Origin of the sequence: Streptomyces sp. NPDC058307 (genome assembly GCF_042880295.1) — a bacterium.
GTDB lineage: Bacteria > Actinomycetota > Actinomycetes > Streptomycetales > Streptomycetaceae > Streptomyces.
Genome location: NZ_JBHVYZ010000055.1, coordinates 32,293 through 56,783 on the forward strand (window position 1 = coordinate 32,293; position 24,491 = coordinate 56,783).

Sequence of the window (24,491 nt, forward strand, 5' to 3'; positions counted from 1 at the left end):
AGTGCGCACGATATGACGTCCCGGTGAACGGAAGTTGGCGGGCAGGTCCGTCGACAGTCAAGACCACGTATGCCGTATCCCATCCCTGACCTCGGCTTTCCCCGCCGCGCTCTATGTCACGAGCCTCGCTTAGGATCCGCCGCATGCCACCCGACCCCGGGCCCGCTCCCGAACCCGATTTCGAACTCGCCTCTGCCTTCCCGGAGGTCACCTGGCTGCGACAGGCCGCCACCATCGCCGACTGGGCCTCGGTCCGGCAGTATCACGACAACCTGCCGCCCGGTACCGACCGCGCCTTCGTCGTGCGGGTGCTGGCCGAGGTCGACGGTGTCGAGCACGCGCTGCGGCAGCAGGTGAGTGCGGCGCCGTACGACGTGTTCGCGCTCACCGTGCTCGGTGCGCGGCTGGTGCAGGCCGGGTGGGGGATACGGACCTCGGCGCGGGCCCAGGATGTGAGCAGGGAGCAGTTCGAGGCCTTCCACGCGCACCTGCGGGACGCGGAGCAACTGCTCATCCGCGCCACGGCCCTCGACCCGTCGTACGACGCCGCCTGGGCCGAACGGCTCAACACCGCCCTCGGGTTGTCGCTCGGGAAGAACGAGGCCCGGCGGCGCTACGACCGGCTGGCCAAGTACCACCCGCACCACTTCACCGGGCAGGCCCGCCTCCTCCAGAAACTCTGCCCCAAGTGGGGCGGCACCTGGGAGGAGGCGCACGGGTTCGCCCGCGAGTGTCTGCTGGCCGCCCCGGAAGGCTCGTTGAGCGGTGGCCTGGTCGCCGAGGCGCACATCGAGCACTGGCTCGACCTGAAGGGCGACGACAAGCGCGCCGAGTACCTGCGGCAGCCGCACGTCCACGCCGAACTCCTCGAAGCGGCCGGGAGGTCGGTGTTCCACCCGGCGTTCCGGCGCCCGTACGGCTGGGTCACCGTCCAGGGCGGCTTCGCCGCGCTGTTCTCCCTCATCGGCGACACCGAGCAGGCCGCCGCCCACTTCCGCGCCCTCGGCAACCTCGCCTCCGAATACCCGTGGGGCTACCTCGGCAAGCCCGCCGAGGCATACGTCCGACACCGCGACACCGCCCTGAGAGGCCGAAGATGAACCAACAGGCCCCGCAGGACGGCCAGTACGCTCCCGCTGCGATCCACCTCACCGAGGTCGAAGGCATCCCCACCCTCTTCGCCCACGCCCCCGGACCCACCCGCGCCGGACTCGTCTTCCGCGTCGGCATGGCCGACGAGACCCTCGCCCGCGCCGGTGTCACCCACCTCGTCGAGCACCTCGCCCTGTACCGGCACGGCATCGCCGACTACCACTACAACGGCGCGACCAAGGCCGCCTTCACCCACTTCCACGTGGAGGGCGCCGAGCACGAGATCGTCGCCTACCTGCACGGCGTCTGCGGCTCTCTCGCCGACCTCCCCATGGAGCGCCTGGAGACCGAGAAGGAGATCCTGCGCACCGAGGAGTCCCGCCGCGAGCCCGGCCAACTCCCGCTGTGGCGCTACGGCGCCCAGGGCTACGGACTGGTCAGCTACCCGGAGTGGGGTGTCCCCGGCCTGCGTCCGGAGGACGTACGGCACTGGACGCGGACCTGGTTCACGGGTGGCAACGCCGTGCTGTGGATCGCGGGCGAGCGCATCCCGGCGGGGCTCTCCCCGAAGCTGCCCCCGGGCCCACGGCACCCGCTGCCTGTCGTCACGTCCGCCCTCCCCGTCACGCCCGCCCACTTCTCCGACGGCCAGGGCGGTGTCCTGCTCGACGCCGTCGTCACCGACACCGCCGCCTCCCGGCTGTACGCGGGTGTCCTGGAACGTGAACTCACCCGCTCCCTGCGCCAGGAGGGCGGCTACTCCTACACCGCGGCCACCGACCACACCTCCCGCCGCGACGGCCACGCCCTGCTCACCGCCTTCGCCGACGCCCTGCCCGCCAAGCAGGACGCGGTGCTCGGCGGCTTCGTCGACGTCCTCGCCGCGCTCCAGGCGGGGCATGTCGGACAGGCCGACCTCGACGCCGTACGGGCGCGTTCCGACGCGGCGCTGACGGCGGCCGACGGGGCCGTACGAAGGCTGCCGGGCGCGGCGGAGGACCTGCTCGCCGGTCGGCCGCCCCGGAGCCTGGACGAGCTGCGCCACGAACTGTGGTCGGTGACGCCCGGCCATCTGCACGCGGTGGCCCTGGAGGCGGCGGGCACAGCCCTGCTGCAGGTACCCGCCGGGCACCGCGCCGACTGGGCCGGGTACACGGAGGCGCCGACCCGGTCGACGTACGCCGTCACGGGGCGGCGTTTCGAGGCGCTGGCCAAGGACGGGTCCGCGCTGGTGGTGGGCGACGACGGGGTCAGCCTGACGGTGCGCGGGCGGGACGGCGGCGACCTCGCGGTGACCGTTCCGTACCGTGCCTGCGCCGCCGTGCTGAGCTGGCCCGACGGCGGTCGGCGGCTCATCGGCACCGACGGCCTCGCCGTCGCCGTGGAACCCGGTCTGCACGGCGTCGACGCGCACACGATGGCGGCGCTCGACGCGGCCGTACCGCCGCACGCGCGCGTGCAGTTGCCGCCGCGGCAGCGGGTGCCGAGAGCGCAGGTCGCCGAAGCGGCGGAGGTCCATGGCGCATCGGCCCCCGCGCAGTCGGCGACCCGGCGCACCGGCGGGCAGACCGCCGGGCTGGTCGTACTCAGCGTCCTCGGCGGGCTGTTCGCCTTCCTCGCGCTCGCGGTCACCGTCTTCGGCGGGGGCGATCCCGAGACCACCACCGGTGAATGGATCGGCCTCGCGGGCTTCCTCTGGGCCGTCACCGGGCTGCTGGCCTGGCCCGCGATACGGATCCTCCGGCGCACCCGGCGGGCGTGACCTACCGCGGACACGGGTTCTGCGGTGACGGTGGCGGTGGCGGTGGCGGTATCGGTATCGGCCTCAGTATCGCCACCGAGGCCGGCGGCCGACGTGTTCTGTTCGACTTGGTCCCGTGTTCGCCAAGTTCGCGACCGTATACGGAGTTCGCACGGCCCGCGTTCCCTGGTTCAGGAGTTTTTGCCGTGAAATGAGGGAATCTTGTGGCGATCCAGGGACTCTGTTTCCCGGGGGAAAGGACGGCATCGGTTACGGTGCGATCCGCTCATGGTGCCCGACTTCCGTGTGCGCAGGAACAGTCCACGCAGAAGTCGTACGGCCGCCGTCGTACCGCCTCACCGTGCCGGACCCGCGCCGCCGCAGGGCAAGGGCACTTGGAATCTTCCGTCGGACGTGTACGCGACGTCGTACAGGTCCGCTTGTCATGAACAGGGGTGGGGATGGCAGACCATCGGCAGTCGAAGAAGCGCAGGTACATCTCGTGGAGTGTGGCCGGTGCCGTCGTCGTCGCGGGTGGCGGGATCGCCGCGACGACCTCGATGGCGGCCACCACCTGGCCCGCGCAGAAGACCTTCACGGGCCGCGCCTTCGACACCTGTGCCGCCCCCTCCCTCGCCGCGATGAAGGCCTGGCACACCGGTTTCTACGGCGCCGCCGCCGTCTACATAGGTGGCAAGAACCGCGGCTGCAGCCAGCCCAACCTCACCGCGTCCTGGGTCAAGTCCGTCAGCACGGTCGGCTGGAAGCTCGTTCCGCTCTACGTCGGCTCCCAGCCGTCCTGCGGCTCCGGCGGCTCGGTGAAGATCAGCGCCTCCACCGCGGCCTCCGTCGGCAAGAGCGAGGCGGATGACGCGGTGGCCAAGGCCTCGGCGCTCGGCATGAAGGCCGGCAGCCCGATCTTCCTCGACATGGAGGCGTACGACACGACGAACACCTCCTGCAACAACGCCGTGCTGACGTACGTCCGAGCGTTCGACAAGGAACTGCACGCCAAGACCTACCGGGCCGGCTACTACGGCTTCACCAGCTCCAGCGCCAAGGCGATCGCCACCGCGACCAACAAGACGGACCTGCCGGGCAACCTCTGGTACGCGCTGTGGGACAAGGTCAACACGACCACCTCGGACTGGCCCTGGGGCGCCACCCAGTACACCGGACACAGCCGGGCTCACCAGTACATGGTCAACAGCAAGGAGTCCCGCGGCGGCTACACGATCACCGTGGACCGCGACGCGTGGGACGGGCCGGTCGCCATCACCGGCTGAGCATGTGACCGCGAGCCGAGGACCGGCAGAACTGAAAGCCCAGGACCGACGGTGCTGAGCGTCGAGGACCGAAAGGTGAGGGCGATGAGGATGCCGAGGCTGATCTCCAGGGTGCTGAAGCTGCCCGCCGCGCCGGTGCTGCGTCTGCCCGCCGTGCGCGCGGGCTTCGCCGCGCTGCCGGTGGTCAGCCTCGGCCTTCTCTGTCCCGTCCCGTCCCTCGTGCTCGCCCTGCGGCGCCGCAGCCGCACCGACTGGCTGGCCTTCGCGGGCTTCAGCGTGGTCCTGGTGGCCTGGGTCACCGAACTCACGTTGACGCCGGACGACACTCACGGTGCGTTGTTCGGGGTCGACCTGCTGCTGATCACCCTGTCGATGGCAGTCGCCCCGGTGCACGCGTGGACGGCCTGGCCCCGACGGGCGGGTCGGCGTGAGCCACGGTGGATCGGTGCGCGGGCCGGCGGTACGGCGGTCGACGAAGCGGCAGAGCGGTCGGGAGACGTGGACGCCGACCAGGTGGCCGAACGCCCGGTGCCCGTGCGCGTGGAGGAGTAGCATTACATGGTCAAGCAGGTTCGGCAGGTCACGCGGACACGGTCGGTCCGGGCCGAGGAGACGGGGCGGCTCGCGGCTGTGGGGCGTGCCACGGTGGTCGGGCTGCGTTCACTCAGCGGACGCAGTCTCGCCATGATCGGTACGGCGGTCGCCCTGGCCCTCGTGATGATCGTGACCGGGTTCTTCCTCCACCGGCACGGCAGCAGTCGCCCGCCGATCCCCGCCACCCGCGCCCGCCACTACACCGAGTCCGACGCGTGCCTCCTCACCGACCGGCACGGCATCAACGCCAAGGCCGCCGCGGCCGTCTGGCAGGGCATGCAGGACGCCTCCCACACGACGCACGCGCGCGTGAGCTACTCCTCGGTGACCGGAGAACAGAGCACCGCGAACGCCCGCCCCTTCCTCAACGCCCTGCTCCAGGGATCCTGCGAGGTCGTCCTCGCGGTGGGCGGCCCCGAGGTGAAGGCGGCGCAGGAGGCGACCCGGCGGTACGCGAAACAGGGTTTCGTGCTCGTGGGCAGTGAGAACGGGAGCGGCAGCGGTAGCAAAGGCAAGGCCGATACGAACGTGGCCTGGGTGCCCGACGACGACGGACTGCGCGCCGGTGTCGCCGCCGCGGTGCGGCAGGCCGTGGAGGCACAGGGCTGAGCCCACCGGCCGCCCCGTTCGTAGGCCCGCCCCGTTCGTAGACCGCTCCGCCCGTAGACCCGCCCCTCGTAGCCGTAAGCCGGGGTGCACATCGCAGCATCGGCCGCCGCCCCCGCGACCCCCCGCCCCGCGCCCCGCGCCCCGCGACCCCGCCCGGGCGCGGCGGTGCCCGAAGTCCCGGTGAATCGTTGGTCGAATGGGTTGGCCAGAGCCGGTCCCCTGCCTACCATCGATCACCGCAAGACCTTGTGCACCGTCGCACAATCTCCTCGGGAGGCACCCTTGCACCGCCGTCGTCGCACCGCGCTCCTCCTCTCCGCCGCGCTCGCCGCCGCGGCCCCCCTCCTCACCGCCTGCGGAAGCGACGCGCATCCCGGCGCGGCGGCCGTTGTCGGCGGCCAGCGGATCACCGTCGCGCAGTTGGAGAACCGGGTGACCGAGGTGCGCGACGCCCAGCGGGCGGCCGTCACGGACGAGGCCCAGTACGAACAGGCCATCGCCAAGACCGGCACCCTCACCCGCGACGTCCTGCACGGCATGGTCCTCGACCAGGTGCTGCACCGGGCGGCCGAGGACGCGGGCGTGACCGTGACCCGCAAGCAGGTCCAGGAACTCCGCTCCGGCCTGGAGGAGCAGGCCGGCGGCACCAAGGGCCTGGAGACGGCCTGGCTCCAGCGGTACGGCATCGCGCCCGAACGCCTCGACGACAACCTCCGCCTCCAGCTGGAGGCCCAGAAGCTCGCCGGCGCCCTCGGCACCGATACCAGCGACCCCGCCTTCTGGAACGCCCTCAGCAAGGCGTCCAAGGAACTCGACGTCGACCTCAACCCGCGCTACGGCACCTGGGACGTCAAGAAGAGCACCCGCGTCGACGCGAAGACGCCGTGGGTGCGGGAGGTCACGGCGGCGGGGAGCGAACAGAGCGCGTAGCGGGACAGAGACGGCCTCCACAGCAGACGGGTGATCATACGATCACCCCGCCACCCCCTGCCTGTGGACAACCTGATCGCCCCGTCGGCGCCGTGCGTTAGCTTCGAACTGTGAACGCAACCGGCTTCGAGCCCGCCCCCGACCAGGACACCGACCCGGCGTCCGCCCCCGGCCGCATCGTCCTGCTCACCACCAGCCACCGCGTCGCCCCCGGCCTGCTGTCCTGGCCCGCCTGGCAGGTGCTGCACGGAGCCGACCGGGTCCTGTGCGCGGACGGCACCCACCCCCAACTGCCGTATCTGCGGGAGGCGGGAATAGCGGTCGACGAGACCTCCCCGACCGCCGAGGAACTGGTCGCAGCGTGCGCGGGCGGGCACGCGGTGGTCGTCGTGGCCACGGGCGAGGGCGAGCCGGCCCTCACGGACGGTCTGGCCCGCCTCGCCGGATCGGGACGCCTGCAGATGCCCGAGCTGGAGCTGCTCCCCGCCTCCTACGACCTGCCCGGCGCCCGGCTCCTCGACCTCGTCCAGGTCATGGACCGCATCCGCGCCGAGTGCCCGTGGTCCTCCCGGCAGACCCACGAGGGCCTCGCGAAGTACGGCATCGAGGAGGCGTACGAACTCGTCGAGGCCATCGAGGAGGGCGACCGCGACGAACTGCGCGAGGAACTCGGGGACGTGCTCCTCCAGGTCGTCTTCCACTCCCGGATCGCCGAGGAGGACCCGGACGCCCCCTTCTCCGTCGACGACGTCGCCGCCGGCATCGTCGCCAAGCTCATCCACCGCCACCCGCACGTCTTCGGCGACGAGACGGCCAGCACCCCCGAGGAGGTCAAGGCCCACTGGCTGCGCACCAAGGCGATAGAGAAGCAGCGCACCTCGGTGACCGAGGGCATCCCCCTCGGCCAGCCGGCCCTGGCCCTCGCCGCCAAGCTCGCCTCCCGCGTCCGCACGGCAGGCCTGGACGTCCCCCTCCCCACCACCGAGGGCCTCGGCTACGAACTCCTCGCCCTGGCCACCCACGCCGAGGCGGAGGGCATCGACCCGGAGGCAGCGCTGAGAGCGGCGGCACGGGCCTACCGGGACGCGATCCGCGAGGCCGAGGCCGCCCGGGCCGCCGAATAGCTTCGCGGCCGATCTTGGCGGGGAGTGTTGTGGCCGACGCCGCCGGGGAGCCTGGTGGCCGATCTTGACGGGGAGTGTTGCGGCCGGCCCACCGGGGATCCTCGCGCCCCACTCCACCCACCGGGAACCTGGCGCCCCCCGCCGGGAACCTGGCGCCCACGCCGGGGGACCTGGCGGCGCACCCCGCCGGGGACCTGGCGGCGCACCCCGCCGGGGACCTGGCGGCCCACCCCGCCGGGGAACCTCGCGCCCCACCCCGCCGGGGAACCTCGCGCCCCACCCCGCCGGATAACGTCAAGGAGTGACCGACCAGCCCGCCACCACCCCTGCGAGTCCCGCCCCCGCGACTCCCGCCCCTGCGAGTCCCACCGACGAGACTCCCACCCCCGAGACTCCCCCCTCCTCGGCCCCCACCCCCGAGCTCTTCTCCTGGGAGTTCGCCACCGACCCCTACCCCGCCTACGCCTGGCTCCGCGAGCACGCCCCGGTCCACAGGACCCGGCTGCCCAGCGGTGTGGAGGCCTGGTTGGTCACCCGGTACACCGAAGCCAAACAGGCCCTCGCCGACCAGCGGCTCAGCAAGAACCCGGCGCATCACGACGAGCCCGCGCACGCCAAGGGCAAGACCGGCATCCCGGGGGAGCGCAAGGCGGAGCTGATGACGCATCTGCTGAACATCGATCCACCGGACCACACCAGGCTCCGACGGCTCGTCAGCAAGGCGTTCACGCCCAGGAGGGTCGCCGAGTTCGCGCCCCGGGTACAGGAGTTGACCGACCGTCTCATCGACGGGTTCGCGGCCACGGGTTCCGCCGACCTCATCCACGAGTTCGCCTTCCCGCTCCCCATCTACGCGATCTGCGACCTGCTCGGTGTCCCCGGTGAGGACCAGGACGACTTCCGGGACTGGGCGGGCATGATGATCCGTCACGGCGGCGGTCCGCGAGGCGGGGTGGCGCGGTCCGTGAAGAAGATGCGCGGCTATCTCGCCGAGCTCATCCACCGGAAGCGGGAAGCGCTGCCCGATGAGCCCCCTCCCGGCGAGGACCTCATCTCCGCGCTCATCCGGGCCTCCGACCACGGGGAGCACCTCACCGAGAACGAGGCCGCGGCCATGGCCTTCATTCTTTTGTTCGCAGGTTTCGAGACCACCGTCAATTTGATCGGAAACGGTGCCTACGCCCTCCTCACCCACCCCGAGCAGCGCCACCGGCTGCAGGAATCCCTGGCCAGGCAGGAGAGGGGCCTCCTGGAGACCGGTGTGGAGGAACTGCTGCGGTACGACGGCCCGGTGGAACTGGCCACCTGGCGGTTCGCCACCGAACCGCTGCGGATCGGGGGGCAGGACATCGCCACGGGTGACCCGGTGCTCGTCGTACTCGCCGCCGCGGACCGGGATCCACAGCGGTTCGCCGACCCCGATGTGCTCGATCTGTCCCGCCGTGACAATCAGCACCTCGGTTACGGCCACGGCATCCACTACTGCCTCGGTGCCCCGCTGGCCCGCCTGGAGGGCCAGACCGCGCTCGCCACCCTCCTCACCCGCCTCCCGGATCTCCAACTGGCGGTCGATTCGGCTGATTTGCGGTGGCGTGGGGGACTCATCATGCGTGGACTGCGCACTTTGCCGGTGGAGTTCACGCCCGTCTGGTAATCGACCGAGAGACCCCTCTTGTCCCGGATCGGAGGCGGGTAAACGTGACGAGTCCTCAAGTTTGTGATCCTCACGTGATCTACGCGGCATTAACTTGTGACAAGTGATCGAATCCCTATACGTTCACGGACCAGCGCGGTGCCCCGCACCACTCGCCGCGCCGGTACTTGCTGTCTCGGGAAAGGTCCCCTCATGCTCTCCGGGAACGGTCGTCACCGTCGCCCCCGTCAGGCTCCCGCTCTCCTCGTGGCGGCCGGTGTGACGGGCTCCGCCATCGCGATCCCACTGCTCGGAGCGACCGGGGCGAGCGCCGCCACCGGCACCACCTGGGACCGGGTCGCGGAGTGCGAGAGCGGCAGCTCCTGGAGCGCCAACGACGGCAACGGCTACTACGGCGGCCTGCAGATGTCCCAGGAGAACTGGGAGAAGTACGGCGGCCTCGCATACGCCGAGACGGCGGACCTCGCCAGTCGCAACCAGCAGATAGCCGTGGCCGAGAAGCTCCTCGCGGACCAGGGCATCGCCGCCTGGCCGACCTGCGGTCTGCTCGGCGGTCTCAGCAAGGACTCGAGCTCGGCCGACGTCGACACGGGGGTGGGGAGCGGGACGCCCTCGCCCTCGGCGTCCGACTCGTCGAACACATCCGGTTCATCGGGCTCGTCCGGTTCCTCCGGTTCCGCCGACTCTTCGGGCTCCGAGGAGTCCTCCGGTCTGCTCGACGGGCTGGACGGTTCGTCCGTGACGCCCTCGCCGTCGGCCACTCCCTCCGGTGACGACAGTTCCGCCAAGCCGGACAAAAAGAACCCTTCGACTTCCGACGGTTCCGCCGCAGCGGACACCCAGCCTTCCGACAGCTCGCCCGTGGTGAGCACGGAAGAGGACGAAGCGGACAAGTCGTGGCAGCGGGGCAGCTCTTCGGCCCTCGTGGACGTCGGCGCCCTCGGTTCCGGCAAGCACCGCGGCTCCAGCGCCGAGGAGATTGCGACGAAGAGCACAGCCTCCTCCCCGGCCGGCCGGCATGCCGTCGGCACCTACACCGTCCAGGAGGGCGACTCCCTCGTCTCCATCGCCGACTCCCTTGGCCTCGACGGCGGATGGCGTGCCCTCTACGCCGAGAACAAGGACCGCATCGGGGCCGACCCGAACGGCATCGTCGCCGGTCAGACCCTCGACACAGGGGCTGAATAGGGCTGAAAAGGCCTGAAAAACAGCGGGAGTTCACGTCACACTTCGCACTGAATGTCCACTTTGGTGAAAGTGTGGGATGAGTCTCAGAAGCCCTGATCGTCTTTGAAATTCGACCGAGCCCGTGTCTACGGTCGTGACCGCTCGGCAACCCGAGCCCCGTCGGTCGCAACGCCGAATCCTGCCAGTGGCCGAACGGGAACAGTCGTCGCGTCAAGCGCCGTAGGCAGGAGCGGGGGACCCAAGGTAAGTGCCGGACCCAGCAGTTCAGCTGGACCGGCTTGGGGTTAAGTCGCGCACCGGGAGGTGCGCGGCCGGGCAACTCAACCGGCCCGAACCCGACAGCTCACCTCGCAGGCGTCGGTGAGGGGATCCACCATGCTGTTTTCCGGCAAGGGCAAGCACCGCCGTCCGTCCAAGGCCACCCGTGCCGCCGCTCTGGCGGGTGTCACCGGTGTCGCCATCGCCGCCCCGCTGATGGCGGCCGGCAACGCCTCCGCCGCTACCGCCTCCGAGTGGGACACCGTCGCCCAGTGCGAGTCCGGCGGTAACTGGTCCATCAACACCGGCAACGGCTACTACGGCGGCCTGCAGTTCTCCGCCTCCACCTGGGCCGCGTACGGCGGCACGCAGTACGCCGCGCAGGCCAACCAGGCCAGCAAGTCCCAGCAGATCGCCGTCGCCGAGAAGGTCCTCGCCTCCCAGGGCAAGGGTGCCTGGCCGGTCTGCGGCAAGGGCCTGTCCAGCGCCGGCTACAGCGGCAGCAGCTCGTCCTCCTCGTCGAACTCCAGCTCCTCTAACTCCAGCTCCTCGAACACGAGCAGCCGTTCGACCGAGAAGCAGAGCGCCTCGCGTTCGGCCGAGCGTCCGGCCGCCAAGAAGACCGTCACCACCCCGACCGGCAAGAAGGTCAAGAAGGGCGACGGCGAGTACAAGGTCGTCAAGGGCGACACGCTCAGCTCGATCGCCGAGAAGCACAAGGTCAAGGGCGGCTGGCAGAAGCTGTTCAAGCTGAACAAGGACATCATCACCGACGCCGACTTCATCTACCCGGGTCAGCAGCTGCACCTGAAGTAGGCCCCGGCTGAACCACAGTGCCCTCACAGCCGTGTCCTTCATGATGAAGGCCTCGTGAGGGTCACCCCCCGTCCCCACGGGCTCCCCGCTCCGGTGCGTGTTCCCCCGTACGCACCGGGGCGGGGTTTTTTCATGCTCGCCGAGGCCCGTCTTTGTTCAGTTCAGAAACAATTTACTCTCGGTTCTGTCCAGGGGGCGGTCCACACGGTGGCCGATCCCCCGGAGCCGGTTAGGCTCGGTCTCGCAGAACCCACCGCGGTCCCGGCGGACCGTGTCACATCCCAAGAAGGAGATGCTCGTGCCGTCCATCGACGTCGTCGTAGCCCGGGAAATCCTGGACTCCCGAGGCAACCCCACGGTCGAGGTCGAGGTCGGCCTCGACGACGGCAGCACCGGTCGTGCCGCCGTCCCGTCCGGCGCCTCCACGGGCGCCTTCGAGGCCATCGAGCTGCGCGACGGTGACCCGAACCGCTACCAGGGCAAGGGTGTCGAGAAGGCCGTGCTGGCCGTCATCGAGCAGATCGGCCCGGAGCTGGTCGGCTACGACGCCACCGAGCAGCGTCTGATCGACCAGGCGATGTTCGACCTGGACGCCACCGACAACAAGGGCTCGCTCGGCGCCAACGCCATCCTCGGCGTCTCCCTCGCCGTCGCCCACGCCGCCTCCGAGGCCAGCGACCTCCCCCTCTTCCGCTACCTGGGCGGCCCGAACGCGCACCTGCTGCCGGTGCCGATGATGAACATCCTGAACGGCGGCTCGCACGCCGACTCCAACGTGGACATCCAGGAGTTCATGATCGCCCCGATCGGCGCGGAGTCCTTCTCCGAGGCGCTGCGCTGGGGCACCGAGGTCTACCACACCCTCAAGAAGGTCCTGAAGAGCAAGGGCCTGTCGACGGGCCTGGGCGACGAGGGCGGCTTCGCGCCGAACCTGGAGTCCAACCGCGCCGCCCTGGACCTCATCCTCGAGGCGATCAAGGAAGCCGGTTACATCCCCGGCGAGCAGGTCGCCCTGGCGCTCGACGTCGCCGCCTCCGAGTTCTACAAGGACGGCGTCTACTCCTTCGAGGGCAAGGACCGCTCCGCCGCCGAGATGACGGAGTACTACGAGGAGCTCGTGGCGGCCTACCCGCTCGTCTCCATCGAGGACCCGCTGTTCGAGGACGACTGGGCCGGCTGGAAGGTCCTCACCGACAAGCTGGGCGACAAGGTCCAGATCGTCGGCGACGACCTGTTCGTCACCAACCCGGAGCGCCTGGCCCGCGGCATCGAGGAGGGCACCGCCAACGCCCTGCTCGTCAAGGTGAACCAGATCGGCTCGCTCACCGAGACCCTGGACGCCGTGGAGCTCGCCCAGCGCAGCGGCTTCAAGTGCATGATGTCGCACCGCTCCGGCGAGACCGAGGACGTCACCATCGCCGACCTCGCCGTCGCCACCAACTGCGGCCAGATCAAGACCGGCGCCCCGGCCCGCTCCGAGCGCGTCGCCAAGTACAACCAGCTCCTGCGCATCGAGGAGATCCTCGACGACGCGGCGGTGTACGCGGGCCGCTCGGCCTTCCCCCGCTTCAAGGGCTGACCCCGGCAGGGCTAAGCCTTAGCCAGTCGTACGTACGTCCCCGTACCGGTCCCGTACCGTGTGCGGGGACGTACGTACGTAGAAGGGGAGGCGGAGAGCCGATGGCCGTGAAGGACCGGGACCGTTTCTCCACCACGACCAGGATCAGGCTGCTCGGCGAGCAGACCGCGGCCCGGGTCTACCGTTCCCAGACCAAGCGGCAGGCCCGCCGCTCCCGGCTGACCGGCCGGGCCGCGCTGCTCGCCCTCGTGCTGTGCACGCTGGTGGTGGCGCTGGCGTACCCGATAAGGCAGTACGTCTCCCAGCGCGCCGAGATCGCCGACCTCCAGCGGGAGAAGGCGCGGGCCGCCGAGCGGGTCGAGAAGCTGCGCGACCTCAAGGCGCGCTGGCAGGACGACGCGTACGCGGAGCAGCAGATCCGGCAGCGGCTGCACTACGTGCTGCCGGGGGAGACGGGCTTCATCGTGGTCGACCCGGACGCGGCGAGGCAGTCCCGCACCGACCTGGGCGCGGCCGACCGCCCCTGGTACGCGAACGTCTGGGACGGGGTCGACAAGTCCGACGCCTCCGACCAGTGAACCGACCGATGGACCGATAGAAAGACAGGCATGGAAACGCCTCCGCCCTCCACCCCGCGCACCGAGCCGACCGACGCGGACGTGGAGGCCTTCAAGCAGCAGCTCGGCCGGCCGCCCCGCGGGCTGCGCGCGATCGCGCACCGGTGCCCGTGCGGGCAGCCGGACGTCGTGGAGACCGCGCCCCGGCTGCCGGACGGCACGCCCTTCCCGACGACGTACTACCTGACGTGTCCGCGCGCCGCCTCGGCGATCGGCACGCTGGAGGCGAACGGCGTCATGAAGGAGATGACGGAGCGGCTGCAGACCGATCCGGAACTCGCTGCCGCCTACCGGGCCGCGCACGAGGACTACCTCGCGCGCCGTGACGCCATCGAGGTCCTGGAGGGCTTCCCGAGCGCGGGCGGCATGCCGGACCGGGTGAAGTGCCTGCACGTCCTGGTCGGTCATTCGCTGGCCGCGGGCCCGGGCGTCAACCCGCTGGGTGACGAGGCGATCGCGATGCTGCCGGAGTGGTGGCGCAAGGGGGCCTGCGTGAACCTGACCGAGCAGCAGGAGGACGCCAAGTGACCCGTGTCGCCGCCGTCGACTGCGGTACGAACTCCATCCGGCTCCTTGTCGCCGACTGCGACCCCGAGACCGGCGAACTGGTCGACCTGGACCGCCGTATGACGATCGTGCGGCTCGGGCAGGGGGTCGACCGGACCGGGCGGCTCGCGCCCGAGGCGCTGGAGCGGACCTTCGCCGCGTGCCGGGAGTACGCGGCGGTCATCAAGGAGCACGGGGCCGAGCGGCTGCGGTTCGTCGCCACCTCCGCCTCCCGGGACGCCGAGAACCGGGACGAGTTCGTGCGCGGGGTCCTGGACATCCTCGGGGTCGAGCCCGAGGTCATCTCCGGGGACCAGGAGGCCGAGTTCTCCTTCACCGGGGCTACCAGGGAGCTGAGGGGCGGCGACCACCTGGCCAAGCCCTACCTCGTGGTGGACATCGGCGGGGGGTCGACGGAGTTCGTCGTGGGCGACGACCATGTGCGCGCCGCACGTTCCGTGGACATCGGCTGTGTGCGGATGACCGAGCGGCACCTGGTGCGGGACGGGGTCGTCAGCGACCCGCCCACCGACGCGCAGATCGCCGCCATACGGAGCGACATCGAGGGCGCCCTCGACCTCGCCGAGGAGAGTGTCCCGCTGCGCGAGGCGCGCACGCTGGTGGGGCTCGCCGGGTCCGTCACCACGGTGTCGGCGATCGCCCAGGAGCTCCCGGAGTACGACTCCGAGGCCATCCACCACTCCCGCGTCTCCCAGGACCGCGTCCGCGAGATCACCGACTGGCTGCTGCACTCCACCCACGCCGAGCGCGCGGCCGTGCCCTCCATGCATCCGGGGCGCGTGGACGTCATCGCCGCCGGGGCCCTCGTACTCCTCGCGATCATGGAGCGGATCGGCGCCGAGGAGGTCGTCGTGAGCGAGCACGACATCCTCGACGGCATCGCGTGGTCCCTCGCATAGGCCCTGTCGGCACCTCTGCTGAGCAGGCAGAACAACGTATGAGCGCGTCCGGGGGGCCCTTCGGGGCCCCTCGTTGACGTGGCGCCGAGAAAGTTCGTGAAGTTCTTCACAAGGAATTGGGTCCTGTCGGACGACGAATGTCGTCCGGTTGACCCTTCCGGGGGCTCAACACCCGTGTGAACACGTTCAAAACGGTGGGAGGCGGGCTTCGGCGGAGGGGTGCGCGGGGGTCCCGCGAGGGCCCCTCACGGGACCGGTTCCGGCACGGAGAGGCAGCTCACGCGGCATTGACAACGGGTTGCCGGATAGGGTGGTTCCCGTCCCACGGCATGATGTGGATCACGCGAGTCGCGGAGGATAACACACCCCTTGCAAGAGCTTGTGAAGGGGCGCACGAGCGACCCCCCTGAGGCGGGTGGATACTCGATGGCATGAGCACCACGGAGCGTCCCAGGATCCTCGTAGTAGGCGGTGGGTACGTAGGCCTGTACGCAGCTCGGCGCATTCTCAAGAAGATGCGCTACGGCGAGGCGACCGTCACGGTCGTCGACCCCCGGTCGTACATGACCTACCAGCCCTTCCTCCCCGAAACCGCCGCCGGCAACATCTCCCCGCGCCACGTCGTCGTCCCGCTGCGACGCGTGCTGCCGAAGGCGGAGGTGCTCACCGGCCGGGTCACCACCATCGACCAGGACCGCAAGGTCGCCACGATCGCCCCGCTGGTCGGCGAGGCGTACGAGCTGCCCTTCGACTACCTGGTGATCGCGCTCGGCGCGGTCTCCCGCACCTTCCCGATCCCCGGCCTCGCCGAGCAGGGCATCGGCATGAAGGGCATCGAGGAGGCCATCGGCCTGCGCAACCACGTGCTTGAGCAGCTCGACAAGGCCGACTCCACGACCGACGAGGAGATCCGCCGCAAGGCGCTCACCTTCGTGTTCATCGGCGGTGGCTTCGCGGGCGCGGAGACCATCGGCGAGGTCGAGGACATGGCCCGCGACGCGGCCAAGTACTACAGCAACGTCTCGCGCGAGGACATGCGGTTCATCCTCGTCGACGCCGCCGACAAGATCCTTCCCGAGGTCGGCCCCAAGCTCGGCCAGTACGGCAAGGCGCACCTGGAGAGCCGGGGCGTGGAGATCTACCTCTCCACCTCGATGGACTCCTGCGTCGACGGCCACGTGGTCCTCAAGAACGGCCTGGAGGTCGACTCCAGCACCATCGTGTGGACCGCCGGCGTCAAGCCCAACCCGGTCCTGGCCCGCTACGGCCTCCCGCTGGGCCCGCGCGGTCACGTGGACACCGCCCCGACCCTCCAGGTCCAGGGCACCGACTACATCTGGGCCGCCGGCGACAACGCCCAGGTCCCGGACGTCGCCGCCCGCAAGGCCGGCGTCGAGAACGCCTGGTGCCCGCCGAACGCGCAGCACGCGCTGCGGCAGGCGCGGGTCCTCGGCGACAACGTGATCTCCGGGATGCGGGGCTTCCCGCAGAAGGAGTACAGCCACTCCAACAAGGGTGCTGTCGCGGGTCTCGGCCTGCACAAGGGCGTGGCGATGATCGTCATGGGCAAGATGAAGATCAAGCTCAAGGGCCGTCTCGCCTGGTACATGCACCGCGGCTACCACGGTCTGGCCATGCCGACCTGGAACCGCAAGGTCCGCGTCTTCGCCGACTGGACCCTCGGCATGTTCCTCAAGCGCGAGGTCGTCTCCCTCGGCGCGATGGAGCACCCGCGCGAGGAGTTCTACGAGGCCGCGCGTCCCGTGCCGGCCGCCGAGCCGAAGAAGACCGAGGCGAAGGCCTCCTGACCGGTTCCGGTCACTGACCGGTTCCGGTCACCCGACCGGCTTCGGCCACTGACCGGCTCCGGTCATCCGAACGGTTCCGGTCGCTGATCCACCCCGAAGGACCTCCCGCCATCCGTGGTGCGGGAGGTCCTTCGGCGTTCCCGCGCTTCCCGCGCCCACCGGGTGTACATGGCTGCTCCACGTGTTTTGCCCGGACGTGACCCGCCGAAGGGACTGCGCTCCGGCATGGCGCTGTTTACCAGGGTGGACAAATCCGGGATCCTCGTCACGGAGGTGTGCGCCATGGCAGATGCCGCGCTGCGGCTCAGAGCCCTCTTCGAGCAGTTGCTGGGAGTACCGCTACCGGTGCGGATCCGCGCCTGGGACGGTTCGGAGGCCGGGCCGCCCGACGCGCCCGCGCTCGTCGTGCGCAACCGGCGTGCCGTACGCCGGCTGCTGTTCAAGCCGGGCGAGCTGGGGCTGGCCCGCGCCTGGGTCGCGGGAGACCTCGACATCGACGGCGACCTCTTCACCGCCCTCGGCCTGATCTCCGGGCTCGTCTGGGAGCGCGGGGAGGACGCCAGGACCCTCTGGCAGGCCCTGCGCGAACCCGAGGTGCGCTCCGCCGTACGCGGACTCGTCGCCCTCGCCGGGCCGCCGCTGCCGCCCGCCCCGCCGCCCGAGGAGGTCCGCCGGGCCCGCGGCCATCTGCACACCAGGCGCAGCGACAAGCGGGCCATCAGCCACCACTACGACGTCGGCAACGCGTTCTACGAGATCGTTCTCGGCCCGTCGATGGTGTACTCGTGCGCCTACTGGGCGGCGCCCGAACCCGAGGGCACCCTGGAGCAGGCCCAGCGCGACAAGCTGGACCTCGTCTGCCGCAAGCTCGGCCTGAGGGCCGGGCAGCGACTCCTCGACGTCGGCTGCGGCTGGGGTTCGATGGCCATCCACGCCGCCCGCGAGTACGGCGTGAGCGTCGTCGGCATCACCCTCTCCCAGGAGCAGGCGGCCTACGCCCGCAAGCGCGTCGCCGACGAGGGGCTCACCGACCGCGTCGAGATCCGGGTGCAGGACTACCGGGACGTCACCGACGGGCCGTACGAAGCCATCTCCTCCATCGGCATGGCCGAACACGTGGGCGCGGAACGGTACCTGGAGTACGCCGAGGACCTGCTCAAGCTGCTGAAGCCCGGCGGGCGGCTGCTCAACCACCAGATCGCCCGGCGCCCGCACACCGACGAATCGGCGTACAACGTCGACGAGTTCATCGACTCCTATGTCTTCCCCGACGGCGAACTCGCTCCTCTCGGCACCACCGTGACCATGCTGGAGAGGGCCGGGTTCGAGGTGCGGGACGTCGAGTCGATCCGTGAGCACTACGCCCACACCCTGCGCCGCTGGGTCACCAACCTGGAGGCCCAGTGGCAGCGCGCGGTCCGGATCGCCGGCCCCGGGCGGGCCCGCGTGTGGCTGCTGTACATGGCCGCGAGCGCCCTCGCCTTCGAACGCAACCGCATCGGCGTCAACCAGGTCCTCGCCATCAGAACCCCCGAGTCCGGCACCTCCGGACTGCCGTTGCGCGCCCGCACCTGGAACTGAGGCGAGCGGTTCACGAGTGGGGGCCCGTTGCCGGGCAACGGGCCCCCACTGTCGTACGGCCGGCTCGGCTCACTCGGCCTTGATCGCCGTCAGCATGTTCATGCGGGCCGCCCGGCGGGCCGGCCACAGGGCGGCGAGGATGCCTACCGTCGCCGCGAGCAGCAGGAAGACCGCCATTCGGGTCCAGGGCAGGACGAGTTCGTACGTGGCCATCTTCGTGCCGAGGAGCTCACCGGCCGCCCAGCCGAAGAAGACTCCCAGGCCGATGCCGAGGACCCCGCCGAACAGGGAGATGACCAGGGACTCCAGACGGACCATCCGCTTGATGCCCTTGCGGTCCAGGCCGATCGCGCGGAGCATGCCGATCTCCTGGGAGCGCTCGAACACCGACATGGCCAGGGTGTTGATGACCCCGAGGACCGCGACGATCACCGCCATGGCGAGCAGGCCGTAGAGCATGTTCAGCATCAGCGTGAACATCTGCGCGATGGAGTCGGACAGGTCCTTCTTGTCCTGGACCTTGATGGCCGGGTTGGAGCCGAGGGCCTTCTCCAGCCGGTCCTTGGCCGCGGCGGAGGCGCCGTCGGACGTCTTCAGCATCACCTGCATGTCGGACAGGTCACTCAGATGCGGACTGAGCGTCGCGGTGTCGAGCATGATGCCGCTGATCAGCTCGTTGCCCTCGTAGACCCCGGCGACCGTGAGCTTCTGCGCCTTGCCGTCCTCGTAGTGCGCGGTGAAGGAAGAGCCCGCCTTCCAGCCGTAGGACTTGGCGGTGTCCTTGTCCACGACGACCCGCGTGCCGCCGACCTCGAAGGTGCCGCTGTCGACCTTCAGGTCGGTCAGCTTCCCGATCGCCGAGCCGTTCACGCCGGTCAGGTACTCGGTCTCGCCGTCGATGCGGGAGGCCGCGTTGCGCAGCGGGCTGACGGCGGTGACGCCGTCGACCTTCGCCAGCTTCTTCTCGACGTCGGGCGAGAGCTCGTTGCCGTTGGCCATGGAGACGACGTAGTCCGCCTCGATGGCCGCCGACGCCATCTTGTCGATCGACTTCTGGAGGCTGCCCGCCATCACCGTCATGCCGGTGATCAGGGTGAGCCCGATCATCAGCGCGGAGGCGGTGGCGGCCGTACGGCGCGGATTGCGCACCGAGTTCTGGCGGGCCAGCTTCCCGGAGATGCCGAACACGCGCAGGAGCGGGGCCGCGGCCGCGATCAGCGGGCGGGACAGCAGAGGGGTGAGGATGAAGACGCCGATGATCAGCAGGACCGCGCCCATGCCCATGGGAGCCTGGCCGTCCGAGCCGTCCATGGTGGTGGCCGCCAGGATGACGGCGACCCCCGCCCCGCTGAACAGCGCGCCCAGCGTGTTGCGCAGCACCAGTGACTTGGTCGTCGCCTTGGCGTGCACGCTGCTCATCGCCGCGACCGGCGGGATCTTGGCGGCCCTGCGGCCCGGGAGCCAGGCCGCGAGCATGGTGATCAGGACGCCGACCGCGAGGGCCGTGCCGACCGTGCCCGGGGTGATGATGAGCGGTCCGTCCGGGACGGTCGCCCCGAGCGTGCTCATGAGGGACCTGAGCCCGGCCCCGACTCCGATGCCGGCCACGAGACCCGTCACGGCGGCGATCAGGCCGACCACGAACGCCTCGATCAGCACCGACCGAGTGACCTGCCTGCGGGACGCGCCGACCGCCCTGAGCAGAGCCAGCTCCTTGGTGCGCTGGGCGACCAGCATGGTGAAGGTGTTGGCGATGATGAAGGTGCCGACGAACAGCGCGATGCCGGCGAAGACCAGCAGTCCCTGCTTGAGACCGGCCATCGAGGAGGAGATCAACTCGGCCTGGCTGTCGGCGAGTTCCTTGCCGGTCTCGGTCTCCACCAGGTCCGAGGGGAGCGCCTTGTCCAGCGCCGCCCGCAGCGCGGTCTGCGAGGTGCCGGAAGCCGCCTTCACGTCGATCTCGTCGTACGTCCCCGGCTTGCCGAACAGTTTCTGTGCGGTGGCCGTGTCGAACAGCGCGAGGCTGCCGCCGGCCGCGACATTGCCGTCGTCGGTGGTGAAGATGCCGGTGACGACGGGCTTGAGGACCGGGCCGTCGACCGAGATGCGTACGGTGTCGCCGACCTTGTAGCCGGCCCGTTTCGCCGTCTCGGAGTCGATCGCGACCTGGTTCGCGCCATGCGGTGCGGTGCCCTCGGCGAGCGGGTACCGGGGGTCCTTGTCCCCGTAGTAGTTGCCGCCCTGCGACTGGAAGCCGCCGCCGATGAGCTTGCCGTCCTTGTCGGCGATGGCGGTGAAGCCGCTCACGACACCGATGGCGTTCGCGGCGCCCGGAACCTCGGCGCTCTTCTCGAGCAGCGCCTGGGTCAGCTCGGGGTTCTTCCCGATCGTGTTGCCCTTGTCCTTCCGGGACTTGGCGGTGACGGCGACGTCGACCTGGTCGAAGCCCTTGGCCGAACTCTTCTGGTAGGCCTCGGAGATGGTGTTGGTGAAGACGAGGGTGCCGGACACGAACGCCACGCCGAGCATCACGGCGAGCACGGTCATGAGCAGTCTGGCCTTGTGCGCGAGTACGTTGCGCAGGGCTGTGCGGAACATCAGGAGGTGCGGCCCTTCGCGTCGAACTGCTTCAGGAAATCAAGCACGTTGTCGGCCGTGGGCTTGTACATCTCGTCCACGATCCGGCCGTCCGCGAGGAACACCACCCGGTCCGCGTACGCCGCGGCCACCGGGTCGTGGGTCACCATGACGACCGTCTGCCCCAGCTCCCGTACCGAGTTGCGCAGGAAGCCCAGGACCTCGGCGCCGGAGCGCGAGTCGAGGTTTCCGGTCGGCTCGTCACCGAAGATGATGTCGGGCTTGGACGCGAGAGCCCGGGCGACGGCGACGCGCTGCTGCTGGCCGCCGGAGAGCTGGGCGGGGCGGTGGCTGAGGCGGTCCCGCAGCCCGACCATCCGGATGACCGAGTCCAGCCACTCCTTGTCCGGCTTGCGGCCCGCGATGTCCATCGGGAGGGTGATGTTCTCCAGGGCCGTCAGGGTCGGCAGCAGGTTGAACGCCTGGAAGATGAAGCCGATCTTGTCCCGCCGCAGCCTGGTCAGCTGCTTGTCCTTCAGGGAGCCCAACTCGGTGTCGCCGATGCGGACCGAACCGGAGGAGAAGGTGTCGAGGCCGGCCACGCAGTGCATCAGCGTGGACTTGCCGGAGCCGGAGGGGCCCATGATCGCGGTGAACTCGGCCTGGCGGAACTCGACGGTGACCCGGTCCAGGGCCACCACCCGGGTCTCGCCCTGTCCGTAGATCTTCGACAGATCCGTGGCGCGTGCGGCCACGGTGGTGGCCCGGCCGGCGACTGGTGTGGTGGTCACGGGATGGAACTCCTAGCGGGACGACATCGTTGAGGGACGTCTTCCATCGTGGTGGCCGGAGCCCGTCGTGTAGTCAGCCGCAGTTCTGGTTCCGAAGGCAGACTTCGGAGGGACCGCGCCGCTCGGTGTCATACCTGGGGATGACGGCGGCCCCTGATCGGGGGCGTGCGCGAAGAACAGGTGGAGCGTCCTCGTTCGGGCGGTGAAATTCCGTCATTCCACATGCGCGGCCGGATGTCGCACGGAACGCTATTGGCAAGTGCGGATGGCGTGTTCCACGGTCTGATGCACCCTCAGGCGTCAATAAAATAAGACAACATGGATCCGCCCGCCCGCTGTTCGGGGGATGTATCCCGATAGGCTCGGAACCTCGATGCGGAGCCCATGGCCTGCCCGGATGGTGGAATGCAGACACGGCGAGCTTAAACCTCGCTGCCCCTTCGCGGGCGTGCCGGTTCAAGTCCGGCTCCGGGCACTTTCCCGCCCACGCGGGTTGTCCCGCGTGGGCCGGCGTGCTGTCGTCAACCCTCGTAGACGGTCAGTACGGCACCGTCGATCTCGATCCGGCGGCCGGCGCGCAGACCGTCGCGGCGCAGGGTTCTCAGACAGGCGTGGAACAGGGGCAGCTCGTCCGTGTCCAGGACGGCGGCGGCCAGTTCCACGAGTTCGGTCACTGACTGATCGGTCAGTACCTCGGGCAGCTCGCCGGAGAGCAGAACGACTGATTCTCCGGCGGGCCCGCGGACCACGGCCGTGGCCGGTCCGCCATGCACGAACAACACATTCCCCCCTGGGAGCCCGGGGTCGTACGGCTCTCGCTCCCCGGGCAGGACGAGAGACTAGCGGGGGAGTCCGGCACTTTCGGGCACAGTCGAATTCTTTTTCCGACTCCACGGAAGAGTGAACATCCGCGGTCGCGGACCGCCGGGACCTGGCTTCCGGACGGTCACTTCCTTGGGCAGGGGTGGGGTCGGGGTCGTTCGTCGCGTGCGGGTGGCGCGGCGGTTGCTCGTGTGGTCCGGGGTGGGTTCCGGGTGGGCGGTCGCCTGGCGGCGGGTCGGTTCTCACAGGGGGTGCGCGCGGCGCGGGCGCCGGGCCCCGGAGAGGTTTGAGTCCCCGGCTGGGCCGCCCCCGAGCGATTGCTTGCGTGGTGCGACGTTCGGTGTTCGCGGTTGCGCCGGCGTGGTGCGGGCTGGGGTCCGGAAGGGGTTCCGACCGTGGGGTGGGCAGGTCTTCGAGTGGTTGGCGCGGCGGGGGTCGGAGGGCCGTACGCCCGTGTGGGGCCATCCTCCCCAGCGTTGGTCGCCTCCGGGTGATACGTGCTTGGGGCCGGGTGACGGAAGGCCGGACGTCCCGTGTGGGGTCGGGGCGTTGAAGGGGCGTCGCTGGAGACGGCCGGCCGTCGGGGGGGCGTGGTGGCGGATGGCCGTACGTGCCGCCTGGGCGTGGGTTCCTCAACGGTGTGGCCTGGGGGAGGGTCGGCCCTCGGGTGGTGTGAGCGCGCCGCACGCATCACATGGGGTGGGGCCCTCTGGGGCGCTCGTGCGGTGGGCTCTTGGGCGCCGTCCTCGGAGTGGGCCGGTCCGGGCGGTCGTTCACCGGAGGCCTACCCGGGTGGGCGCTTGCCTGGCGTGGGCGCGGTGGCCAATGGCCGTACGTGCCGCCCCGGCGCGGGTTCCTCAAGGGCGTGGCTCTGGGGAGGGCCGCCGCCGGGTCGCTGCCCGGGTGGCGTGGGGACCGTCAGGGGCGTCCTCGCGGCGGAGCGGTCCGGGTGGTCGCTCACCGGAGGCTGTACTCCGGGCCGGTGGTCACTTCTTCGGGGTGCGGTCCAGGAGGGATTCCACGAGGGCGGCCACATGGCGGCGGTCGTCGGGTGAGAGTTTCTGGAGGCTGGCGATCAGGACGTCCACCTCGGGGTCGGCCGGGGTGCCGTACACGTGGATGCCGCAGGCCTCCGCGGCGGCGCGGCGGACGGTGTCCAACGGGAGTTCCAGGCCCTTGGACAGTCCCTCCAGGGTGGCCGACTGGGGCATGCGGACGACGCGGTCGGTGGTCGCCAGGTGGTGGACGGTGGAGCGCGGGATGCCGCCGCGGCGCGCCACGTCGCCGTAGGACCAGCCCTTGCGGTCCAGGCGCTCACGGATCAACTGCTGGAGTGCGTTGGCCACGGGTGGGTCACTTCCTGCTCGCCGCTCGGCGGAACCGTCCATGTCGGGGCCGATTCTACGGGCGGCCCCGCCCGCCGCCGAAAGGGTGATTCCCCGAACGGGTTGCGCAGTGGCCCCGCGAGGCCCTAGTGTCCAATCTCGTTGGACAACACGTCCGACCAAGTTGGACAGAGTGTGGGGGGAACCTGACTCGGTCCGACCGGAAATGCCCATCCCTGAGGGGGAATTGATCATGATGGACGCTCACGAGCTCGAGGCCGAGTCCGCGGAACTGCTGCCCGGCCGCGAGGCCCTCGGCCGTCTGAAGTTCAGCTTCAACAAGACGACCAACGTCACCAAGCACATCGCCAACGTCGAGGCCCACAACTCGTCCCTGGCCGTCAACGACCACTCCCTGGCCTCGGCCGCCGCCTCGCAGGCCGGCCAGAACATCACGGTCACCCAGTAGCACCCGCGCACCACCTCGTACCCGATCCACATCACCTGAAAGGACGTCCCTCATGAGCATGGACATGCACGAGCTGGAGACCGAGTCCGCCGAGCTGCTGCCGGGCCGGGAGGCCCTCGGCCGTCTGAAGTTCAGCTTCAACAAGACGACCAACGTCACCAAGC

At 70.1% G+C, this 24,491-nt stretch carries 21 protein-coding genes, 1 tRNA gene and 1 riboswitch; of the genes, 18 read left to right on the forward strand and 4 right to left on the reverse strand.

Features of this window, described 5'->3' with window-relative positions; genetic code table 11:
* Nucleotides 1–143: 143 nt before the first annotated feature.
* From ACFVYN_RS31110 to ACFVYN_RS31185, 16 genes are all read left to right on the forward strand, one after another.
* The gene (locus ACFVYN_RS31110) at nucleotides 144–1,100 is read left to right on the forward strand and encodes a hypothetical protein (protein ID WP_390004533.1); all 957 of its coding nucleotides are present in this window, start codon (nucleotides 144–146) and stop codon (nucleotides 1,098–1,100) included.
* Entirely contained in the window at nucleotides 1,097–2,854 is a 1,758-nt protein-coding gene (locus ACFVYN_RS31115) for an insulinase family protein (protein ID WP_390004536.1), read from the forward strand. Before ACFVYN_RS31110 ends, ACFVYN_RS31115 begins: the two co-directional genes overlap by 4 nt.
* A gap of 440 nt (nucleotides 2,855–3,294) precedes the next feature.
* Nucleotides 3,295–4,119, forward strand: coding sequence for a glycoside hydrolase domain-containing protein (locus ACFVYN_RS31120; RefSeq protein WP_390004539.1), 825 nt, complete (start codon nucleotides 3,295–3,297; stop codon nucleotides 4,117–4,119).
* A gap of 84 nt (nucleotides 4,120–4,203) precedes the next feature.
* Nucleotides 4,204–4,671 (forward strand): hypothetical protein, encoded by a 468-nt coding sequence (locus ACFVYN_RS31125; RefSeq protein ID WP_390004541.1) that lies wholly within the window; start codon nucleotides 4,204–4,206, stop codon nucleotides 4,669–4,671.
* A 6-nt stretch (nucleotides 4,672–4,677) separates the two neighbouring features.
* Complete coding sequence (locus ACFVYN_RS31130; protein WP_390004544.1) at nucleotides 4,678–5,322, forward strand: hypothetical protein; 645 nt, start codon at nucleotides 4,678–4,680, stop codon at nucleotides 5,320–5,322.
* 282 nt (nucleotides 5,323–5,604) lie between these two features.
* Nucleotides 5,605–6,252 carry a SurA N-terminal domain-containing protein gene (locus tag ACFVYN_RS31135; RefSeq protein WP_390004546.1) on the forward strand — a complete coding sequence of 216 codons (648 nt, stop codon included), beginning with the start codon at nucleotides 5,605–5,607 and terminating at the stop codon, nucleotides 6,250–6,252.
* Between the two features lie 110 nt (nucleotides 6,253–6,362).
* Nucleotides 6,363–7,376, forward strand: coding sequence for a nucleoside triphosphate pyrophosphohydrolase (locus ACFVYN_RS31140; RefSeq protein ID WP_390004548.1), 1,014 nt, complete (start codon nucleotides 6,363–6,365; stop codon nucleotides 7,374–7,376).
* 301 nt (nucleotides 7,377–7,677) lie between these two features.
* Nucleotides 7,678–9,030: a cytochrome P450 gene (locus ACFVYN_RS31145; protein ID WP_390004551.1), complete on the forward strand. Its 1,353-nt coding sequence runs from the start codon at nucleotides 7,678–7,680 to the stop codon at nucleotides 9,028–9,030.
* A 192-nt stretch (nucleotides 9,031–9,222) separates the two neighbouring features.
* Complete coding sequence (locus tag ACFVYN_RS31150) at nucleotides 9,223–10,218, forward strand: transglycosylase family protein (protein WP_390004554.1); 996 nt, start codon at nucleotides 9,223–9,225, stop codon at nucleotides 10,216–10,218.
* Between the two features lie 205 nt (nucleotides 10,219–10,423).
* Nucleotides 10,424–10,590, forward strand: a riboswitch (cyclic di-AMP (ydaO/yuaA leader).
* Nucleotides 10,591–10,593: 3 nt separating this feature from the next.
* Nucleotides 10,594–11,292 carry a transglycosylase family protein gene (locus ACFVYN_RS31155; protein WP_390004556.1) on the forward strand — a complete coding sequence of 233 codons (699 nt, stop codon included), beginning with the start codon at nucleotides 10,594–10,596 and terminating at the stop codon, nucleotides 11,290–11,292.
* Between the two features lie 292 nt (nucleotides 11,293–11,584).
* Nucleotides 11,585–12,871, forward strand: a complete 1,287-nt coding sequence (eno, locus tag ACFVYN_RS31160; protein ID WP_390004584.1) for a phosphopyruvate hydratase — start codon at nucleotides 11,585–11,587, stop codon at nucleotides 12,869–12,871.
* Between the two features lie 101 nt (nucleotides 12,872–12,972).
* Nucleotides 12,973–13,449 (forward strand): septum formation initiator family protein, encoded by a 477-nt coding sequence (locus ACFVYN_RS31165; protein WP_390004559.1) that lies wholly within the window; start codon nucleotides 12,973–12,975, stop codon nucleotides 13,447–13,449.
* A 30-nt stretch (nucleotides 13,450–13,479) separates the two neighbouring features.
* A complete protein-coding gene (locus ACFVYN_RS31170) occupies nucleotides 13,480–14,016 on the forward strand; it encodes a DUF501 domain-containing protein (RefSeq protein WP_390004562.1) in 537 nt (178 codons plus the stop codon).
* Nucleotides 14,013–14,954, forward strand: coding sequence for an exopolyphosphatase (locus ACFVYN_RS31175; RefSeq protein WP_390004564.1), 942 nt, complete (start codon nucleotides 14,013–14,015; stop codon nucleotides 14,952–14,954). The genes ACFVYN_RS31170 and ACFVYN_RS31175 overlap by 4 nt, the downstream gene beginning before the upstream one ends.
* A 431-nt stretch (nucleotides 14,955–15,385) precedes the next feature.
* Nucleotides 15,386–16,762 carry an NAD(P)/FAD-dependent oxidoreductase gene (locus tag ACFVYN_RS31180; protein WP_390004567.1) on the forward strand — a complete coding sequence of 459 codons (1,377 nt, stop codon included), beginning with the start codon at nucleotides 15,386–15,388 and terminating at the stop codon, nucleotides 16,760–16,762.
* A gap of 282 nt (nucleotides 16,763–17,044) precedes the next feature.
* Nucleotides 17,045–18,343, forward strand: a complete 1,299-nt coding sequence (locus tag ACFVYN_RS31185) for a class I SAM-dependent methyltransferase (RefSeq protein WP_390004569.1) — start codon at nucleotides 17,045–17,047, stop codon at nucleotides 18,341–18,343.
* A 69-nt stretch (nucleotides 18,344–18,412) separates the two neighbouring features.
* On the opposite strand, the gene ACFVYN_RS31190 is transcribed toward ACFVYN_RS31185, so the two are convergent.
* Both ACFVYN_RS31190 and ACFVYN_RS31195 read right to left on the reverse strand, forming a co-directional pair.
* On the reverse strand, nucleotides 18,413–20,941 hold the full coding sequence (locus ACFVYN_RS31190) for an ABC transporter permease (RefSeq protein WP_390004571.1): 2,529 nt from the start codon (nucleotides 20,939–20,941) through the stop codon (nucleotides 18,413–18,415).
* Nucleotides 20,941–21,711, reverse strand: coding sequence for an ABC transporter ATP-binding protein (locus tag ACFVYN_RS31195; protein ID WP_390004572.1), 771 nt, complete (start codon nucleotides 21,709–21,711; stop codon nucleotides 20,941–20,943). The genes ACFVYN_RS31190 and ACFVYN_RS31195 overlap by 1 nt, the downstream gene beginning before the upstream one ends.
* A gap of 391 nt (nucleotides 21,712–22,102) precedes the next feature.
* Here ACFVYN_RS31195 and ACFVYN_RS31200 point away from each other — a divergent pair.
* Nucleotides 22,103–22,186 (forward strand) — tRNA-Leu (locus tag ACFVYN_RS31200).
* Between the two features lie 46 nt (nucleotides 22,187–22,232).
* Here the strand turns inward: ACFVYN_RS31200 and ACFVYN_RS31205 are convergent.
* Both ACFVYN_RS31205 and ACFVYN_RS31210 read right to left on the reverse strand, forming a co-directional pair.
* On the reverse strand, nucleotides 22,233–22,493 hold the full coding sequence (locus tag ACFVYN_RS31205) for a hypothetical protein (protein ID WP_390004575.1): 261 nt from the start codon (nucleotides 22,491–22,493) through the stop codon (nucleotides 22,233–22,235).
* Between the two features lie 1,026 nt (nucleotides 22,494–23,519).
* The gene (locus tag ACFVYN_RS31210) at nucleotides 23,520–23,879 is read right to left on the reverse strand and encodes a transcriptional regulator (protein WP_390004577.1); all 360 of its coding nucleotides are present in this window, start codon (nucleotides 23,877–23,879) and stop codon (nucleotides 23,520–23,522) included.
* 232 nt (nucleotides 23,880–24,111) lie between these two features.
* Between ACFVYN_RS31210 and ACFVYN_RS31215 the strand changes: the two genes are divergently transcribed.
* On the forward strand, nucleotides 24,112–24,327 hold the full coding sequence (locus tag ACFVYN_RS31215) for a hypothetical protein (RefSeq protein WP_352388241.1): 216 nt from the start codon (nucleotides 24,112–24,114) through the stop codon (nucleotides 24,325–24,327).
* Nucleotides 24,328–24,491: the final 164 nt, after the last annotated feature.

Coding starts and splice junctions, on each gene's coding strand:
- ACFVYN_RS31120 (WP_390004539.1), top strand. CDS start 3,295: ATGGCAGACCATCGGCAGTCGAAGAAGCGCAGGTACATCTCGTGGAGT.
- ACFVYN_RS31115 (WP_390004536.1), top strand. CDS start 1,097: ATGAACCAACAGGCCCCGCAGGACGGCCAGTACGCTCCCGCTGCGATC.
- ACFVYN_RS31215 (WP_352388241.1), top strand. CDS start 24,112: ATGATGGACGCTCACGAGCTCGAGGCCGAGTCCGCGGAACTGCTGCCC.
- ACFVYN_RS31170 (WP_390004562.1), top strand. CDS start 13,480: ATGGAAACGCCTCCGCCCTCCACCCCGCGCACCGAGCCGACCGACGCG.
- eno (WP_390004584.1), top strand. CDS start 11,585: ATGCTCGTGCCGTCCATCGACGTCGTCGTAGCCCGGGAAATCCTGGAC.
- ACFVYN_RS31150 (WP_390004554.1), top strand. CDS start 9,223: ATGCTCTCCGGGAACGGTCGTCACCGTCGCCCCCGTCAGGCTCCCGCT.
- ACFVYN_RS31185 (WP_390004569.1), top strand. CDS start 17,045: ATGGCAGATGCCGCGCTGCGGCTCAGAGCCCTCTTCGAGCAGTTGCTG.
- ACFVYN_RS31110 (WP_390004533.1), top strand. CDS start 144: ATGCCACCCGACCCCGGGCCCGCTCCCGAACCCGATTTCGAACTCGCC.
- ACFVYN_RS31125 (WP_390004541.1), top strand. CDS start 4,204: ATGAGGATGCCGAGGCTGATCTCCAGGGTGCTGAAGCTGCCCGCCGCG.
- ACFVYN_RS31180 (WP_390004567.1), top strand. CDS start 15,386: ATGAGCACCACGGAGCGTCCCAGGATCCTCGTAGTAGGCGGTGGGTAC.
- ACFVYN_RS31190 (WP_390004571.1), bottom strand. CDS start 20,941: ATGTTCCGCACAGCCCTGCGCAACGTACTCGCGCACAAGGCCAGACTG.
- ACFVYN_RS31155 (WP_390004556.1), top strand. CDS start 10,594: ATGCTGTTTTCCGGCAAGGGCAAGCACCGCCGTCCGTCCAAGGCCACC.
- ACFVYN_RS31130 (WP_390004544.1), top strand. CDS start 4,678: ATGGTCAAGCAGGTTCGGCAGGTCACGCGGACACGGTCGGTCCGGGCC.
- ACFVYN_RS31165 (WP_390004559.1), top strand. CDS start 12,973: ATGGCCGTGAAGGACCGGGACCGTTTCTCCACCACGACCAGGATCAGG.